At 73.7% G+C, this 16977-nt stretch carries 18 protein-coding genes; 9 read left to right on the top strand and 9 right to left on the bottom strand.

From position 1 onward, the window contains the following. The first annotated feature begins 3 nt into the window (after positions 1 to 3). Positions 4 to 477, top strand: coding sequence for a hypothetical protein (locus tag TR42_RS01060; protein ID WP_042212196.1), 474 nt, complete (start codon positions 4 to 6; stop codon positions 475 to 477). Between the two features lie 16 nt (positions 478 to 493). Here the strand turns inward: TR42_RS01060 and TR42_RS01055 are convergent, their stop codons facing one another. From TR42_RS01055 to TR42_RS01035, 5 genes are read right to left on the bottom strand one after another with little or no spacing between them, the layout of a single operon-like run. After that, the gene (locus TR42_RS01055) at positions 494 to 1699 is read right to left on the bottom strand and encodes an MFS transporter (protein ID WP_052405481.1); all 1206 of its coding nucleotides are present in this window, start codon (positions 1697 to 1699) and stop codon (positions 494 to 496) included. 5 nt (positions 1700 to 1704) lie between these two features. Beyond that, on the bottom strand, positions 1705 to 2964 hold the full coding sequence (locus TR42_RS01050; protein ID WP_042212194.1) for an aminotransferase class III-fold pyridoxal phosphate-dependent enzyme: 1260 nt from the start codon (positions 2962 to 2964) through the stop codon (positions 1705 to 1707). A 1-nt stretch (position 2965) separates the two neighbouring features. Next, complete coding sequence (locus TR42_RS01045) at positions 2966 to 3742, bottom strand: hypothetical protein (RefSeq protein WP_042212191.1); 777 nt, start codon at positions 3740 to 3742, stop codon at positions 2966 to 2968. Next, positions 3742 to 4359 (bottom strand): TetR/AcrR family transcriptional regulator, encoded by a 618-nt coding sequence (locus tag TR42_RS01040; protein ID WP_042212190.1) that lies wholly within the window; start codon positions 4357 to 4359, stop codon positions 3742 to 3744. Before TR42_RS01040 ends, TR42_RS01045 begins: the two co-directional genes overlap by 1 nt. Next, entirely contained in the window at positions 4356 to 5144 is a 789-nt protein-coding gene (locus TR42_RS01035) for an SDR family NAD(P)-dependent oxidoreductase (protein ID WP_042212187.1), read from the bottom strand. The genes TR42_RS01040 and TR42_RS01035 overlap by 4 nt, the downstream gene beginning before the upstream one ends. 176 nt (positions 5145 to 5320) lie before the next feature. On the opposite strand from TR42_RS01035, the gene TR42_RS01030 reads away from it, so the two are divergent. Next, positions 5321 to 5758 (top strand): OsmC family peroxiredoxin, encoded by a 438-nt coding sequence (locus tag TR42_RS01030; protein WP_042212185.1) that lies wholly within the window; start codon positions 5321 to 5323, stop codon positions 5756 to 5758. Here TR42_RS01030 and TR42_RS01025 read toward each other — a convergent pair. Then, positions 5755 to 7167: an amidohydrolase gene (locus TR42_RS01025; protein ID WP_042212182.1), complete on the bottom strand. Its 1413-nt coding sequence runs from the start codon at positions 7165 to 7167 to the stop codon at positions 5755 to 5757. The genes TR42_RS01030 and TR42_RS01025 overlap by 4 nt on opposite strands. Positions 7168 to 7245: 78 nt before the next feature. Between TR42_RS01025 and TR42_RS01020 the strand changes: the two genes are divergently transcribed. Next, positions 7246 to 8019: an EI24 domain-containing protein gene (locus TR42_RS01020; RefSeq protein WP_052405479.1), complete on the top strand. Its 774-nt coding sequence runs from the start codon at positions 7246 to 7248 to the stop codon at positions 8017 to 8019. Positions 8020 to 8031: 12 nt separating this feature from the next. On the opposite strand, the gene TR42_RS01015 is transcribed toward TR42_RS01020, so the two are convergent. Beyond that, positions 8032 to 8925, bottom strand: a complete 894-nt coding sequence (locus TR42_RS01015) for a LysR family transcriptional regulator (protein WP_042212180.1) — start codon at positions 8923 to 8925, stop codon at positions 8032 to 8034. A 99-nt stretch (positions 8926 to 9024) separates the two neighbouring features. Between TR42_RS01015 and TR42_RS01010 the strand changes: the two genes are divergently transcribed. Further along, positions 9025 to 12393 carry a bifunctional proline dehydrogenase/L-glutamate gamma-semialdehyde dehydrogenase gene (locus TR42_RS01010; RefSeq protein WP_042212178.1) on the top strand — a complete coding sequence of 1123 codons (3369 nt, stop codon included), beginning with the start codon at positions 9025 to 9027 and terminating at the stop codon, positions 12391 to 12393. 36 nt (positions 12394 to 12429) lie between these two features. Here the strand turns inward: TR42_RS01010 and TR42_RS01005 are convergent, their stop codons facing one another. Next, positions 12430 to 13527: an FAD-dependent oxidoreductase gene (locus tag TR42_RS01005; protein WP_042212176.1), complete on the bottom strand. Its 1098-nt coding sequence runs from the start codon at positions 13525 to 13527 to the stop codon at positions 12430 to 12432. A gap of 48 nt (positions 13528 to 13575) precedes the next feature. Continuing rightward, the gene (locus TR42_RS14925; protein ID WP_052405478.1) at positions 13576 to 14106 is read right to left on the bottom strand and encodes a MarR family winged helix-turn-helix transcriptional regulator; all 531 of its coding nucleotides are present in this window, start codon (positions 14104 to 14106) and stop codon (positions 13576 to 13578) included. A gap of 105 nt (positions 14107 to 14211) precedes the next feature. Between TR42_RS14925 and TR42_RS14920 the strand changes: the two genes are divergently transcribed. The 5 genes from TR42_RS14920 to TR42_RS00980 all read left to right on the top strand — a co-directional run bounded on the left by TR42_RS14920 (position 14212) and on the right by TR42_RS00980 (position 16887). Next, complete coding sequence (locus TR42_RS14920; RefSeq protein WP_161786605.1) at positions 14212 to 14364, top strand: hypothetical protein; 153 nt, start codon at positions 14212 to 14214, stop codon at positions 14362 to 14364. Between the two features lie 21 nt (positions 14365 to 14385). Beyond that, the gene (locus tag TR42_RS00995; RefSeq protein WP_052405477.1) at positions 14386 to 15030 is read left to right on the top strand and encodes a CDP-alcohol phosphatidyltransferase family protein; all 645 of its coding nucleotides are present in this window, start codon (positions 14386 to 14388) and stop codon (positions 15028 to 15030) included. A 30-nt stretch (positions 15031 to 15060) separates the two neighbouring features. Further along, positions 15061 to 15483: an FHA domain-containing protein gene (locus TR42_RS00990; protein WP_081953096.1), complete on the top strand. Its 423-nt coding sequence runs from the start codon at positions 15061 to 15063 to the stop codon at positions 15481 to 15483. A gap of 111 nt (positions 15484 to 15594) precedes the next feature. After that, positions 15595 to 16224 (top strand): transcriptional regulator FtsR, encoded by a 630-nt coding sequence (ftsR, locus tag TR42_RS00985; protein ID WP_161786604.1) that lies wholly within the window; start codon positions 15595 to 15597, stop codon positions 16222 to 16224. 90 nt (positions 16225 to 16314) lie between these two features. Further along, entirely contained in the window at positions 16315 to 16887 is a 573-nt protein-coding gene (locus TR42_RS00980) for a MerR family transcriptional regulator (protein ID WP_042212173.1), read from the top strand. Positions 16888 to 16977: the final 90 nt, after the last annotated feature.

Here is a 16977-nt window from a genome sequence, read left to right as displayed (position 1 = left end):
CGCATGGACGTCCTCACCTCGCTCCGCGCGTGGCCCGCCCGCCGGTGGCTCGTCGCCGCGGCGACCGCCGTCGGCACCTACGTGTTCATCGCGCTGCCGACCGACCTCATCGACAACCCCGTCTTCGGACGCGAGATCCCGCCCACCGCGTGGTCCTACTGGGCGCTCGCCCTCTCCGCGGCGCTGTCGGGCCTGCTCGCCGCCACGTACGTCGCGACGCCCGAGGAGGCGAAGGCGGAGAGGGACGGGCGCCTCGGCATGGCCGGCGCGTTCGTCACGTTCTTCGCCGTCGGCTGCCCGGTGTGCAACAAGCTCGTCCTGCTCGCGCTCGGCTACACCGGGGCCATCCAGTTCTTCGAGCCGATCCAGCCGTACCTCGCCGTCGGGGCGATCGTGCTGCTGGCGTGGGCGCTCGTCTCGCGGGTGCGCAACGAGTACGCCTGCACCCTGCGCCCCCGCGAGACCGTCGACGCCTGAGCGGAACCGATGCGCGCTACCCGGTCGCGTCGGGACGCCTCGGCACCGCCGGCACGCGCGCCACGTCGCCCGCGCGGAAGCGCCTCACCGCTCCGAGCGCCGGCAGCAGCAGGACGGCCGCGAGCAGGAACGAGACGCGGAAGTCGCCGTCCGACGCGAGCATGCCCGGCAGCACCGCACCGATGAGCGCGCCAGGGTAGTTGAACAGGTTGACCCGCGCGATGATCTCGTCGCCGCGCCGGTGGTCGAGGTCCCCGGCGGCGGAGAACGCCAGCGGGATGAGCGCGCCGACGCCCATGCCGGCGAGGGCGAAGCCGAGCAGCGCGGCGGGCACGGCGGGGACGGCGCCGGCGATCAGCAGGCCCGCGCCGGCGATGCTCACGGTCGCGATCGCCAGGGGAGCCCTGCCGAAGCGGCGCACCGCGAGATCGGACACCAGCCGCGTGAGCAGCGTGGTCCCCGCGTAGACGGCGTAACCGAGCGGGGCGACGGCCGCCGAGGCGCCCAACCCGTCGGACAGGTGGATGCTCGACCAGGTGGCGACGGTCGAGTCCGCGGTGAGCGCGGCGAGGACCACGAGCCCGAGCGCCCACAGCCCGCGCATCGGCAGGGGCGGCCGGGCGCTCCCGGTGTCCGCGGCGCGCTCCCGCGTCGGATCGAGCAGCCGCACGCCGAGGGCGGCCGTCACGGCGGCGACCGCACCTGCCGCGACCAGGCCGAGGCTCGCACCGAGCGGGGTCGCGGCTCCGGCCGACATCAGCAGCGCGCCCGCGATGGCGGCGCCGGTGTTGGCCGCGAAGAACGACCCCATGACGGCCTTGCCCATCCGGCGCTGCACCAGCACGCCCTGCATGGCGGCGGAGGCGTCGACACAGCCGAGACCCAGGCCGTACACGGCGAACAGGGACCAGAAGACGGGGAAGGGCACGGGCGCCGCGATCGAGACCAGCGCGGCGGCCTGGAGCGCGAGCCCCAGGACCAGGGAGGCGCGCGAGCCGAGCCGCACGGCGACGCGGTCCGCCATCACCGATCCGGCGGCGGCTCCGAGCACCACCGTGAGGGTGATGAGCGACACCGTGTCGTCGTCGATCGAGTAGCGCTCCTTGAACTGCGGCAGCGCCGTCACGACGGTCGCGTAGCTGAGGCCCTGCGCGATGTAGGCGGCGGTGACGCCGAGGCGCTCGAACCTGATGGGGACCAGGGGGGACGCGAGCTCCGTCATGACCGCTACCGCTCCCGAGCGACGACGCCGAAGGCCTCGTCCGCGATCTCGAGGGTGCGCCTCACGTCTGCGCTGGTGAGCGACGCGTTGAGGAAGTGGTTGTGATGCGAGGTGAACCACACGCCGCGCTTCACGCATTCCGCGACCCATCGCTGATGGAGGTCGAGCGAGTCGTCGTCCGCGATCCGCAGGTAGAACAGCGCCGGTTCTCCCGACGCGACCAGGGTGAGGCCGTGTCCGGCCGCCGACTCGACCAGCCCGGCCGTGAGCTCCGAGCCGACCCGCCTGAACATGGCGGGGGCGTCGAGCTCCTTGAGCCGGGTGATGGTGGCGATCGAGGCCGCGAACGGGACCGCGCTCATCCAGTACGAGCCGGTGTAGGTGAGCGAGGCCACGGTCTCGCGCAGGCTCTCCCGTCCTGTCAACGCGGCGAGGTTGTACCCGTTGCCGATCGCCTTGCAGAAGCAGAGCAGGTCCGCCTCGATGCCGTAGTGGCGGTCGGAGCCGGCGAGATCGAGCCGCCAGCCGGCCCGTACGTCGTCCATGATGAGGACCACGCCGTGCTCGTCGCAGAGCCGGCGCACCCCCTGCCAGTAGCCCTCCGCGGGCAGCTCGTTGTCGACGAAGTTGCCATGCATGTACGGCGTCGAGATGAAGGCCGCGATCTCGCCCCGGTGCTCCCGGAAGGTCGCCTCGAGCGCGTCGAGGTCGTTCCACGGCACGGAGAGGTTGTGCGCGACGTCCTCCTCGAGGACGCCGGGGTAGTCGAGCTTCTGGGTCCACGGTGCGACGCCGTGGTAGTAGCCCTTGACGAAGACGACCTTCTTGCGCAGCGTCGCGGCGCGCGCGGTCATGACCGCGAGGGTGGTGGTGTCGCCGCCGTTCTTGGCGAAGAAGGCCCAGTCGGCGCTCGCCACGGTGTCGACGAGCAGCTCCGCGAGGTCGACCATGATGCTCGACGGGATGGTGACCACGTCCTCGAGCGCGGTCTGCCGGCGCGCCGCGGCGTCGACCACGGGGTCGCCGTAGCCGAGCACGTTGGGGCCGTAGCCGCACATGTAGTCGAGGTACTCGTTGCCGTCGAGGTCCCAGAACCGCGATCCCTCGGCGCGCGAGCTGAACAGCGGGTACGCGTCACGAGGGATGTAGCACCCCTCGGTGGGGCCCTGATGGCCCGGGATGCCCGCGGGGATGACACGCCGCGCGCGCTCGAAGGCCTCGAGGCTCTTGGCGTAGGTGAAGGGCGTGGTGGCGGCGGTCGTCATGTCAGTCTCCGAGGTAGTGGCCGACCCGGTCGAGGATCCGGCTGACGTTGTCGATCATGGGGATGAAGCCGCGCATGGACATCGACCCGTCGCCGATGCATGCGAGGGCGCTCGCGCGACCCGCGAGCACGTCGCCGGCCACGTCGAGGTCCCGGAAGGCCAGCACGGCCCGGGCGGGGGACGATGCCGGCGCGGGCTCGAACGTGAGCGCGTGGTCGAGGGCGACGAGCCTGAGCTCGTGTCCGTCGCCCACCTCGACGCCGATCTCGCCGTCCGGGATGAGGGCGGCCGAGAAGCGCCCGGAGCGGTCGGCGTTGGCCACCTGGGCGACCGCGGCGATCGCGACGTGCAGGGTGAGGAGCGCGCTCGTCGCGCGGAACGCGGGATCGGCGAGGCCCTCCTCGCTCGGCTTGAGGTAGCGGCCAAGGAGGTCGGCGAGGGGTGCGAAAACCTTCGTGAGGAACGCGAGGCCGGCGGGCCCCGCGATCGGGATCGGCTGGCGGTGGCCGTCCACCATCGCGTTGAGGTGCGCGGGCGATGTGAAGGCCAACGTGACCAGGCTCTCGTCGCCCTGAGCGGACGCGCTCACGCCGTCGGACGCGAAGCGCAGCTCGCGCGGGGGCAGCCCGGGCACGCGCAGCCGGACCAGCATCGGCCGGTCCACCGCGGCGAGCAGCGGGGGCGCCTCCGGTGCCCGCTCCGCGAGCACCACGAGCGCACCCAGCACCGCGTGCATGTTGATCCGCGCGAGGACGGCGGGATCGGTGTCGGTGAGCATCAGTCCTCCTCGGTGGGGCGGCCGGTGGCGTGGGCGGCGAGCGCGGATGCGAGGAAGCGCGCTCCCGCCATGGCGGCCTCCGTGTCGTGGTCGGCCAGCCAGGTCGTGGTGATCCCGTCGAGCATCGCGACCGCGTGTCGAGCGAGCGCGCGCGGGGGAGCGGTCCACACGCAGCCCGCGGTCGCGGCCGCGGTCTCGAGCAGTCCCGCGAGGACGTCGTATGAGCGCTCGTACCCGCCCGCCCCCGGCCCGTCGTCGAGACGCTGGCGGGAGGCGTGCAGCATCAGCTCGAGGTAGGCGAGCTCGCGCGCGGGGCGCTCGACGAGGAGGCTCACGTAGCCCTCGACGCCGGCGGCCAGCACCTCCGTCAGGTCGGCGCCGGTCCCGGTCGCGAGCGGGGCCTCGGCCACGATCCGCTCCTGGTCCGTCACCGCGTCGATCGCCGCGGCCAGCAGGTGGTCGACCGAGGCGAAGGCGTAGTGCAGCGCGCCGAGGGGCATCCCGGCCTCGGTGACGATCGCCCGCGTGGTGGCGCCGCCGATGCCGTCCCTCTCGACCACCGCGAGCGTCGCCGCCACGAGCGCCTCCCGCCGCTCCTCGAGCGGCATCCGGCTCATCGCGTCGCTCCGGTCGCGCGGGCGGCCGCCGCGAGCGACACGCGGGTGGGCACGAGGCGGTTGGCCCCGGCGACGGCGGCGTTACGCCATCCGACGATGCGGGAGGGGCGCGGCGCGCCCTTGTCGAGCTCGCGCATCGCGGCGTCGACCACGGTCGGGACGGGAAGCGTCTGGCCGACCTTGAACCGTTCGGACCCCGCCGCGGAGAAGAACTCGGTCTCGGACGGCCCCGGCGCGAGCGCGAGCACGCGCAGCCCGCTGCCGCGGGTCTCGTGCCACAGCGCCTCGGTGAGCGACCGGACGTAGGACTTCGAGGCGGCGTAGAGCGCGATCGTGGGGATCGGCTGGTAGGCGGCGGTGCTGGTGACGGTCACGAGGACGCCCGAGGGCGCGTCGAGCAGGCGGGGCAGGAGCAGCCGCGTGAGCTCGGTGACGGCCACGACGTTGACGGCGAGGAGCGCGCTCACCCGCGCCGGGTCCGCCTCCGCGAAGCGGCCGTCGATCCCGAACCCCGCGTTCGCGATGAGCCCGTCGACGGTGAGGTCCTGAGCGGCGAGCTCGTCCACCAGCGCTGCGGCCGCCGCCGGCGCCGCGAGGTCGAGCACGATCGGGGTCGCACGCACGCCGTGACGGCTCTCGAGCTCGGCGGCGAGCGCCTCGAGCCGGTCGCGGCGCCGCGCCACCAGCACCACGTCGGCACCCTCCGCCGCGAAACGTCGCGCGAACTCCGCGCCGAATCCGGAGCTCGCTCCGGTGATCACCACGCACCGCGGGGCTGCGCGCATCGTCCCTCCAGGTTTTTGGTCGTCCGTCCAAGTTGAGGTGAGGCTCCCACCCGCCCATGGCGCGCCGCAAGGGTCCGTGGCAAGGTTTAACAGGGCCGTAACGCGGCCCCGAGGGTGGTCAGGTCCACCCGGACGACGGCGCCCGGCCGTCGCCGCGACACGCGAAGGAGGAGTCCATGGAGGTCTCGAGCAAGGCGAAGGCCGAGTGGTACAGCGGGCTCACGACGGGCCAGGGCAAGGCGCACCTCGAGTCGGGCAACGGCAGCTTCGACGTCAACTGGAAGGCGCGCTCCGAGGGCGAGGCGGGCGTCACCACTCCGGAGGAGCTGCTGGCCGCCGCTCACGCGTCGTGCTTCTCGATGGCGCTGTCGTTCGCGCTCGAGCAGAACGGCACGCCGCCGCACTGGGTCAAGGTGGACGCCGAGGTCAAGTTCGAGGCCGGGGTGGGGGTGAAGTCGAGCATGCTCACCGTCCACGCGAAGGTGTCGGGCATCGACCAGCTCGAGTTCACGCGCTTCGCCGAGGACGCGAAGGAGAACTGCCCGGTGTCGAAGGCGCTCGCCGGGGTCGACATCTCGCTCGAGAGCGCGACCCTCGAGGAGTCGGTCGTCTAGACGCCGCCGTGGGTGGTGCGGCCGCCCACGAGCGTCATGGCCACCGGAAGGCCGCGCAGGCCCTCGACGTCGGCCGTCCACGGATCGGCGTCGAGGACCACGAGGTCCGCGGGCTCGCCCACGGCGATCCGCGTGCGCGTGCTCGCCGCGAGCGCCTCGTCGACGGTGATCGCCTGCTCGGGATGCCAGGGCGCGCGGCCGTCGCGCGTCCGGTGCACGGCCGCCGCGATCGCGATCCACGGATCGAGCGGCGCGACCGGTGCGTCGGAGCCGAGCGCGAGCCTGCCGCCGGCGTCGAGGATCGAACGCAGCGCGAAGGCGCGCGCCGTGCGGCCGTGCCACAGCACGTCCGCGACGTCGCGGTCGTCAAGAGCGTGCTCGGGCTGCACGCTGGCCACCACGCCCAGCCCGGCGAAGCGCGCGACATCGCCCTCGCTCACCAGCTGCGCATGCTCAATGGAGCCTCGCGCGCCGGAGGAGGCGAAGGCGTCGAAGGCGATGGTGGTGGCGGCATCGCCGATCGCGTGGATGGCGCACGAGATGCCGGCCGACGCAGCCCGCCGCATGATGTCCGCGAGGTGCGCACCGGAGACGTTCTGGGTGCCGTGGCCCCCGTCGTCGTAGGGCTGGACGCAGTGCGCGGTCCGGGTGTTGAGCGAGCCGTCGGTGATGACCTTGAGCGGGCCGTGCCGCAGGAGGCCGCCGCCACCCTCGACCGGGGTTCCCGACCGGGCGCCCGTCGCGATGCGTGTCTCGAGCAGCGGCTCGTAGAAGCCCACCTCCACACGGAGCCCGTCGATCCCCGCCGCGACGCGGTCGCGCCAGCGGGCGAGCCCGTCGTCCATCTCGAGGTCGACGATCCCGACGACCCCGCGCGCGGACGCGGCACGGACGGCCTCCTCGACCGCGCCGGGGGCGAGGGGCCTCGCGCTCAGCGCCACCTGCACCGCGAAGGCGTCGTCCTCCCGCAGCAGACCGGCGGCGCAGCCGAGCTCGCGTGCCGCGGAGGAGTTGACCCAGGCGGTGTGCAGGTCGCCGCTCAGCAGCACGGTCGGCGCGACCCGCGCGGCGTCGAGGGCCTCGCGGGTCGGCAACTCGGCCCAGGTGGCCCACCGGTAGCCGAAGCCGACCAGCATGCCGTCGGCCGCGGCGTCCCGGACGATCGCGCAGGCCTCCGCTACCGATCCCGCGCCCGACAGGTCGAGCCGTCCACGGGTCCGCGCCCACTGCGTGAAGTGCACGTGCGCGTCCCACAGCCCCGGCACCACGAGCCGCCCGTCGAGCGCGACCTCGTCTCGACCCGGTCCCGCGCCCGGACCGACGGCGGAGATGCGACCGGCGTCGACGGCGATGTCGACTCGCTCGCCGTCGCTGCTGAGACGCGCGTCGCGCAGGACCAGCTGGTGCATGACTCTCCTCGGCTCGTCTCGCGGGGACGACGCGCGCCACTGTAGCCCCGCGGGTCCCGCGTCGTTAGCATTCCCGCCATGACAGCAGCCGACGCGTCCACCGCCGCGAGCGAGGTGATCGCGGGCGTGCGGACCGCGGTCGCCGGTCTGCGCCTCTGGGCACGGGAGCCCCGGCTGCTCGGGTTGGGAGTCCTGCCGGGGGTGGTGGTGGCGGCGGGCATGAGCATCGTGCTCGGGGTGCTGCTCTTCAACCTCGGCGCCATCGGGTCGGGCCTCGCGGACGCGCTGGGCGTCGACGGCGGCCGGTGGCACGGGCTCGTGTCCGTGACCGCCGCCGCGGCGGTGCTCGCGGCCTCTGCCGTGATCTCCGTCGCGCTCTTCGCGTCCCTCACGCTCACCGTGGGTCAGCCGTTCTTCGAGGCGATCTCGCGGCGGGTGGACGAGGTGGCGGGCGGGCTCGAGGGCGCGGAGGCCGAGGAGGGGTGGGGTGCGTCGCTGGCCCGGGGGCTGCGGGAGGGCGCGCTCACGCTCGCGATCTCGATCGCCATGTCGCTCGCGCTGCTGCTCGTGGGCCTCATCCCCGTCGTCGGCGCCGGTGCGGCCTTCGCGCTCGGAGCCGTGCTCGGCGGACGGCTGCTCGCGATCGAGCTCACCGCGTACCCGTGGGCCCGCAGAGGGGTGCTCGCGCGCCGCGACCGGGTCCGGCTGCTCACGCGCCACCGGCTGCGCGTCATGGCCTTCGGCGCCACGATCTTCCTCGTGTTCCTGCTTCCGCTCGGCGCGGTGCTGGCGATGCCTGCGGCGGTGGCCGGGGCCACGCTGCTCGCGCGCGACACGGAGGCCGCGCGCTAGCAGCGCCGGCGATCACGCGGCCGCGGGACCGCCCTCGGCCTCGAGTGCGCCGCGCACCGCCTCCACCGCGGGATCGAGCCTCGACGTCGCACGCAGCGCCGCGAACACCGTGCGGCGCGGTCCGCCGTCGAGCGGCAGCACCCGCGCGCCGATCCCGGCGTACTCGACCATGAGCCCCGGCAGGATCGCGACGGCGAGCCCCCTCTGGACCAGCTGGACGTGCGCCTGCAGGTCCGAGCTGGCGAATCGCACGTCGGGCTCGAAGCCCGCGAGGCGGCAGGTCTGCTCGGCGAAGTGACGGGTCGCGGTGCCATGCGGCTCCATCACCCACGGCGCGTCCGCGACCTCGGCCACCGACGAGGCGCCCGCCCACTCGCCGCCGACGGCGAGGAGCAGCTCGTCCCGCACGAGCGGACGTCGGACCACGCCCGGGTAGTGGGGGGCGGAGTGCCCCGGATACTCCTCCGCGACCACGAGGTCGTACTCGCGTGCCCAGGTGTCGGCGAAGGCCTCCTCGGGCTCGGTCTGGGTCACCATCACGCGGATCCCCGGGTGCGTCTCGCGCAGGCGCAGCAGCGCGCCCGTGACGAGCGTGAGCGCCGCCGACTGGAACACCGCGAGCCGAACTGTGCCCGTGAGCAGGCCGGAGCCTGCGCGGAGCTCCGCCTCCGCGACCTCCATCGTGTCGAGCAGTTCGTGCGTGCGGGACACGAGGCGCTCGCCGGCCGGGGTCAGCACCACGCCCCGGCCGGCCCTGATGGTGAGCGGCACGCCGGCCTCGCGCTCGAGGGCGGCGAGCTGCTGGGACACGGCCGACGGCGTGTACCCGAGCGCGTCGGCCGCCGCGGCGATGGTGCCGCGCAGGGCGAGCTCGCGGAGGGCGACCAGGCGGGTGAGCTCGAGCATGCCGAAAGCATAAGCAGCACTTACGAATATGCGTAAGTCCACCGCGCTGGTGCTGTGCGGTCCCGATGGCTCACCATGTCCTGTCAACGAAGGAGAGCCATGACCATGTCCCCCCTCGCGCCCGAGCGCCTCCACACCGCGGACGACACCGTCGCGCTGGTCCGCGACTGGCTGCGCCGTTCGCATGCGTTCCCGATCGACGGCTCCGCCCGGCTGCTCGCCCGCATGCTCCGCGACCCGCAGGGGCTTCCGTTCCTCACCGACTTCGTCGACGGCATCGTGCGGCCCGAGGACACCGCGGTGGCCGCGGCGAGCCTGCGCCGCATCGTGCGCCGTCCTCATCGGTTCCTGCCGATGTACCAGCGCATCGCGCTGCAGGCGGGCGCGCTCGCCTCGTATGTCCTGCCGGGACTGGTCGTCGCGGTGTGCCGCCGGGTGGTGCGCGCCATGGTCGGGCACCTCGTGGTCGACGCCTCGGAGCGGCGCCTCGCGGGCGCGCTCACAGCGCTGCGCGCGAAGGGCAGCGAGCTCAACCTCAATCTGCTCGGCGAGGCGGTGCTCGGGGCCGCCGAGGCGGACCGCAGGCTCGAGCGGACGCTCGCGCTGCTCGGCCGCGACGACGTCGACTACGTGTCGCTCAAGGTCTCGGCCGCGGTCGCCCCGCACTCGCCGTGGTCCTTCGACCGCACCGTCGACGCGGTGGTCGAGCGCCTGGCGCCCCTGTACGAGCTCGCGGCCCGCAAGGACGGCGCGTTCGTCAACCTCGACATGGAGGAGTACCGCGACCTCGACCTCACGGTCGCGGTGTTCACCCGCCTGCTCGAGCGGCCGGGGATGGAGCGCCTCACCGCCGGGATCGTGCTCCAGGCGTACCTGCCGGACTCGCTCGGTGCGATGCACCACCTGCAGGAGTGGGCCGCCGCCCGTGTCGCCGGGGGAGGGGCGCCCATCAAGGTGCGCCTGGTCAAGGGTGCGAACCTGTCGATGGAGAGGGTCGACGCGGAGCTGCACGGCTGGCCGCTCGCCACGTGGGGCTCCAAGGAGGAGTCCGATGCGCACTACAAGCGCATCCTCGACTATGCGCTCGATCCCGAGCGGATGGCGAACGTCCGGCTCGGCGTCGCGGGTCACAACCTCTTCGACATCGCGCACACGCTGCTGACGGCGCGCGACCGCGGCGTGGACGAGGGCCTCGACTTCGAGATGCTGCTGGGCATGGGCGAGCATGTCGCCCGGGCGGTGGCCGAGGACACCGGACCGCTGCGCCTCTACACGCCCGTGGTGCACCCTGCGGAGTTCGATGTCGCGCTGGCCTACCTGGTGCGCCGCCTCGAGGAGGTCGCGAGCCCGGCGAACTTCATGTCCGCGCTCTACGACCTCGATGACGACGCGACGTTCGCCCGCGAGGAGTCACGGTTCCGCGGCTCCCTGGCGCGCGCCGAGGAGCCGGCGGCGGGCTCGCACCGGGCCGTCGGCCGCCCGGCCGTCGCCACGGACACCTTCGTCAACACGCCGGACACGGACCCCTCGATCGCGGCGAGCCGCGCGTGGGCCCGCGCGATCCAGGACGGCGCCGCCACCGCCGACGCGGGGCTCGCGACGCTCCGTGCTGCCCGCGTCGAGGATCCGGCCGCGGTGACCGCCGAGGTCGCGGCGGCCAAGACTGGCGCCGCGTCCTGGCAGGCGCGCACGCCCGAGGAGCGCGCCGCCGTGCTCCACGCCGCCGGCCGCACGCTCGAGGCGCGCCGCACCGACCTCGTCACGGTGATGATGGCCGAGGCGGGCAAGACCATCGACCAGTCCGACCCCGAGGTCTCGGAGGCCGTCGACTTCGCGCACTACTACGCCGTGCGCTCGCTCGACCTCCACCGCTTCGAGGGCGCCGTGCCGCGACCCCGTGACGTCACCGTGGTGACGCCGCCGTGGAACTTCCCGGTCGCGATCCCCGCCGGCTCGACGCTGGCCGCGCTCGCCGCGGGCTCGGCCGTGGTGCTCAAGCCGGCCGAGCAGGCGGCGCGCTGCGGTGCGCTGCTCGCGGAGATCCTGTGGGAGGCCGGGGTACCCCGAGAGGCGCTGCGGCTCGTCGACATCGACGCCGCCGGCATCGACGCGGGTCTCGGCGACGCTCTGCTGGGCGATCCGCGCGTGGACCAGGTCATCCTCACGGGCGCGTACGAGACGGGCGAGCTCTTCCATCGGGTGCGACCGGGACTGCGTCTCGTCGCGGAGACGTCGGGCAAGAACGCCGTCATCGTCACGCCCAGCGCGGACCTCGACCTCGCCGCTCGCGACGTCGCGCAGTCCGCCTTCGGCCACGCCGGTCAGAAGTGCTCCGCGGCCTCGCTGGCCATCCTGGTCGGCTCGGTCGCCACGTCACGGCGCTTCCACGCGCAGCTCGAGGATGCGGTGCGGTCCCTCGCGGTCGGCGCCGCCGACGATCCCACCACCCAGATGGGCCCGATCATCGAGCCCGCCCAGGGGAAGCTGCTGCGCGCGCTCACCACGCTCGAGCCGGGGGAGAGGTGGCTCGTCGAGCCGAGTCGTCTCGACGACGAGGGCCGGACGTGGACCCCGGGCGTCCGCACGGGTGTGCGACCGGGCTCGTGGTTCCACCTCACCGAGTGCTTCGGCCCGGTCCTCGGGATCATGACCGCGGCCACGCTCGACGAGGCGATCGAGATCCAGAACGCGGTGGACTACGGCCTCACCGCGGGCATCCACACGCTCGACGGCGCGGAGATCGCGCACTGGCTCACCCAGGTCGAGGCGGGCAACGCGTACGTCAACCGCGGCATCACCGGCGCGATCGTCCAGCGTCAGCCCTTCGGCGGCTGGAAGCGGTCCGTCGTGGGCCCGACCGCCAAGGCGGGCGGGCCGTCCTACCTGGTGGGCCTCACCGGATGGGAGCGTCGCGACGTCGAGGCCGACGAGGCTCCCGTGCTGTCGATCGTGCGGGACGCCCCGGCGTGGGTGCGCGCCGCCGCTGCGGCCGATGCGCGCGCGTGGCGCGAGCACTTCGGCACCGCGATCGACCGCAGCGGGCTCGCGAGCGAGCACGACGCCCTGCGGTACTCGCCCGCGACCACCGAGATCCGGTGGGACGGGGTGGACGAGGACGACCTGCGGCGCGTGTGCGCCGCGCGCCTTCGCGCCGGCGGCCAGGGAGGCGTGTCGACCGCGCACCGGCCCTCCGCCGGGCTCGCCCGCGCGCTCGCCGTCGCGGGTCTCGCCGTGACGGTCGAGACCGAGGACCAGCTGGTCGACCGCCTCGCGGGCGACGGCGCACGCGTGCGGGCGATCGGTACGGCCCCGGCGCAGCGCCCCGACCTCGCCGTCTACGACGGCCCGGTCACCGGCGCCCCGGAGGTCGAGCTGCTGCCCTTCGTCCGCGAGCAGGCCGTGTCCGTCACGATGCACCGCTTCGGCACGCCGTGGCCGGTGGCCGACGCGGTGGTCGCGGCGCTGTGACGCTGCTGACGGGTCGCTCCGCCGTGGGGCGGCCCGTCAGGCGCGCAGCAGCTCGACGATCGCCTTCGCGGTGACGCGCGCGGCGCGGTTGGACGAGAGCGTGCTCGCCTGGGGACCGTAGCCCGCGAGGAACAGGCCCGGCTCGTCGGCCACACGGCCGTCCGCGACCACGATCCCACCGGCGTCGTTGACCACGCCCAGCGGCCGCAGATGGCCGATCGCGGGCCTGAAGCCCGTGGCCCAGATCACCGCGTCGAGCGCGATCTCCTCGTCCTCGCGCGTGATCACGCCGGTCGGGGTCATCGCGGCGAACATGGGCAGGCGCTCGAGGCGGCCCGCCTCCTCGAGCCTGCGGACCAGCGGCGAGCGGGGGAGCCCCGTGACCGACACGATCGACGGCAGCGGGCGTCCGGCGCGCGCCGCCTCGTCCTGGATCGCCACCGCGACGCGGCCGCGCTCCGGCGAGAGCTCGTGCTCCTCGTCATGGAACGTGGGTGGGCGACGCGTGAACCAGAGCACCTGGGACGCGACGTCCCCGACCTCGTCGAGGAACGTGAGCGCGGACGTGCCTCCGCCGACCACCGCGACGCGCAGCCCGGCGAAGCGCTCCGCCGAGGCGAAGGCGGCGGTGGTGAGCTGGGCGCCGGCGAACGTCTCGCGTCCCGGCACGTAGGGGATCCGCGGGCTGGTCCAGGTACCGGTCGCCGACACGACGACGCGGGCGCGGACCGAGGCGAGCGCGGATCCGGGCGCGGTGGTCACCAGGTACTCGTCGCCGAGGCGCGAGACGCCCGTGACGGTCACGGGCCGCACCACGTCGATGCCGTGGCGCTGCTCGTACGTGCCGTAGTAGTCGGCGACCAGCTCGCGAGCGGGGACGTCGCCGGGGGCCGAGGCGAACGACAGCCCGGTCTCCGCCATGCCGGGGAGGTCGTGAAGATGGTGGGTGCCGCCGAGCGTGAGCGAGGCCCAGCGATGCTGCCACGCGCCGCCGGGTCCCGGTCCGCGGTCGAGGACGAAGACGTCGCGGCCGATGGTCAGCCCGCGCCGGGCGAGATGGTAGGCCACCGCGAGCCCGGCCTGTCCGGCCCCGATGATGACGACGTCGACGGACGGGATGGACGGGTCAGGCATGGCCCCCACCCTAGGCCGTGCGACGCCCCGCGCCGCACGACGCGCGGATCACCGTCGGGCCGCCGCGTCCGCGACCGGTTCCACGCCGAGCTGCACGCCGAGCCGCTCGATCTCCGCCTGGCAGGCGGTGGCCGGCGAGGCGTGGAGGATGCGGAGCGCGGCGCGCCCCAGCGCCTCGGCCTCGTCCTCGGGAAGCACGTCGACGAGGCCGTGCTGGAGGTGCTCGGAGAAGATCGGGAGGGCTTGCGCCAGGGCGGTGCGACCCGCGGCGTCCGTCTCGACCCACGTACCCCGCAGGTCCTCGTCGCAGGTGACGCGGCGCACCAGACCGCGCGCCTCCATGCGGGTGACGTGGTGCGAGATGCGGGACTTCTCCCATCCGAGCATCTCGCCGAGGGATCCCGCGCGGAGCCTGCCGTCCGGGGCGGCGTCGAGCGCCATGAGGATGTCGAGGTCGGGGACCGAGATCCCCACCGCCGCCTGCAGCCGCTGCTCGAGGCCGGCGACCAGGCGCCGTCCCATCAGCGTGACGGCGCGCCACAGCGCCCATGCATGCGTAGGAGGCTCGACAAGGCTCACGCCTCCCATCGTAGAGCGACGTACCCGGGACCTTCCATCCCGTCGGGCGCGCGCCGCGAGGACGGCGCGCCTAGGCTGGAGATGCCATTCGATCAGCGGAGGTGCATGGTGAACGACGAAGGCGTCACGGACACCCGTCACTACAAGTTCGAGCAGATCAAGGCCAAGGAGCTCGCTCGCGGCGCGAGCGAGGACGAGGCCACCCGGATCGCCGCCGCGACCGTGGACAAGGTGATGGAGCAGGACTCGTCCCAGTGACCTGCCCCTAGACTGACGCGCGTGGAAGCGATCGAGCACCCTCAGTCCGGGCACGTCCATCCGGTGCCGGCCACCGCGGTGTGGACCATCCCGAACGCGATCAGCGCGGTGCGGCTGGTGCTCATCGTGGTCTTCGGCACGCTGCTGGCGGCCGAGCGCGACGCATGGGCGATCGTGGCGCTGGCGGCCGCCGGGATCACGGACTTCCTCGACGGCTTCCTCGCCCGGCGCTGGGGGCAGGTCACCAGGCTCGGCCGTCTGCTCGACCCGGCCGCCGATCGCCTGCTCACCGCGGCGGTGGTGCTGGGCCTCGCCTTCCGGGACGTCATCCCGTGGTGGCTCGTGGCCGTGCTGCTCGCACGCGACGTCATGGTCGGCGTCGGCCTGCTCATCGCGCATCACCACCACGTCGAGTCGCCGCAGGTCACCTTCGTGGGCAAGGTGGCGACCGCGATGCTCTACCTCTTCCTCCCGCTCGCGTACCTCGCGGTCGTTGCGTTCCCGTCCTGGGGCATCGTCAGCGCGATCGCCGTCGCGGGCGCGTCCGCGGCGTCCGTCCTCTACTGGTATTCGGGCATCGGGTACATCCGCGACCTTCGCGCGCGCACGCCGCGACGCGACGCGCCGCAGGACGTTAGGCCCGACGACGTCACGGGCCTAGGATGAGGGACGACCGTTCGAGCCGAAGGAGGCGTCATGACCTATGACGAGAGCCCCGCAGAGCGCACCATGTCGCTCGACTCGGCGGCCGCCGCAGCCGAGGGTGCGCCCGCCGCGCCCAGCCAGCAGGACAACGCAGCGATCGACGCGCTCGGCCCGGACCACGCGCTGCTGATCGTCCACCACGGCCCCAACCTCGGAGCCCGTTTCCTGCTCGACGTCGACGTCACCACCGCGGGGCGGTCGGTGAGCTCGGACATCTTCCTCGACGACGTCACGGTGAGCCGCGAGCACGCGCAGTTCATCCGCGACGGCCACGACTTCTACGTGCGCGACCACGGTTCGCTCAACGGCACCTACGTCAACCGCGAGAACGTGTCGGAGCGCAAGCTCGAGGCCGGCGACGAGGTGCAGATCGGCAAGTACCGCCTCACCTTCCACCCGGGTTCCCAGGCCTGACGGATGTCGCAGGCCGCACGTCGCGCTTCCTCCCTCACCGACGCCGCGCCGGCGCAGGCCGTCGACGCCCCCCTCGGGGGCCGCTGGCCCCACGCGCTGTCGCATGAGCCGATGCTCCGGGTGAGCGACGTGCTCGGCCTCGTGCAGCGCCAGTTCCCGACGCTCACACCGTCGAAGCTGCGCTTCCTCGACACGCACGGGCTCGTCAGCCCGCAGCGCACGCCGTCGGGCTACCGCCAGTACTCGCCCGCGGACGTGGAGCGGCTGCGCTTCGTGCTGAGGCAGCAGCGCGACCTCTATCGACCCCTCAACGTCATCCGTGAGCACCTCGACGGTCTCGACGCCGGCCTGCTGCACGAGCCCGTGACGCTCAGCGAGATCGGCGAGGCGCAGGACGACTACCTCACGACCGCCCAGGTGGCCGAGCGGGGCGGCGTCTCCCGGGAGACCCTCGACGCGCTCGAGGACGCGGGCATCGTCCTTCCGTCGGTGCCCGACGGCTACGAGCCCGGCGTGCTGCCGGTGGTCGTGGCGGCCTCGGCGTACCTCCAGGCCGGGGGAGACGTGCGTGCCCTGCGCACCCTGGTGCTCGCCGCACGCCGTGAGGCCGACCGCGCCGAGGCGTCCGCGGCGCCGCTGCGCAGGCGCGACGGGGGAGAGGCCGAGGCCGCCGCGAACGAGTTCGGCGAGGCGGCGATCGCCGCGTTCTCCGCCGTGGTCCGCCACCAGGTGGGAGGATAGGGACACGCCTCCGCGACACGGCGTCGCGGTCGTTGACCGGGGCCTTCGCCGGCCCTAACGTTTGAGTGAAGGTTGAACCTAGGAGGATCGATGACCGACACGCCCGGCCAGAGCACGCCTCCGCGCTTCGACCAGGGGGTGCTCTTCGACGACGGCCTCCCGCCGCTCGACGACAACGCCGGGTACCGCGGCCCGACCGCGTGCAAGGCCGCCGGGATCACGTACCGCCAGCTCGACTACTGGGCCCGCACCGGGCTCGTCGAGCCGACCGTGCGCTCGGCCACGGGCTCGGGCACGCAGCGCCTCTACGGCTTCCGCGACATCCTGGTCCTGCGGGTCGTCAAGCGGCTCCTCGACTCGGGAGTCTCGCTCCAGCAGATCCGCAGCGCGGTCGAGCACCTGCGCGAGCGCGGGGTCGAGGACCTCTCGCGCATCACCCTCATGTCCGACGGCGCCTCCGTCTACGAGTGCACGTCGGACGACGAGGTCATCGACCTGGTCCAGGGCGGCCAGGGGGTCTTCGGCATCGCGCTGGGCAAGGTGTGGCGCGAGCTCGAGGGCTCGCTCTCGGCGCTGCCGGCCGATCGTGCGGACGATGCCGCCCGCACCCCGGACGTCGACGAGCTCGCCGAGCGCCGCGCGCGCCGCAGCCAGGCCGGCTGACACGTCCCGCCCCGCCGACGCGGGGCCCCTCGCTCCTGACCCGCACGAGCATCGTGCCGGGCCCATGAGCACGCCCGCGCGCACCCCGCG

The organism is Demequina mangrovi, from assembly GCF_000759715.1.
GTDB lineage: Bacteria > Actinomycetota > Actinomycetes > Actinomycetales > Demequinaceae > Demequina > Demequina mangrovi.
The sequence above is the reverse complement of the archived record's forward strand: the minus strand, read 5'-3'. Positions and strand labels throughout refer to the sequence as shown.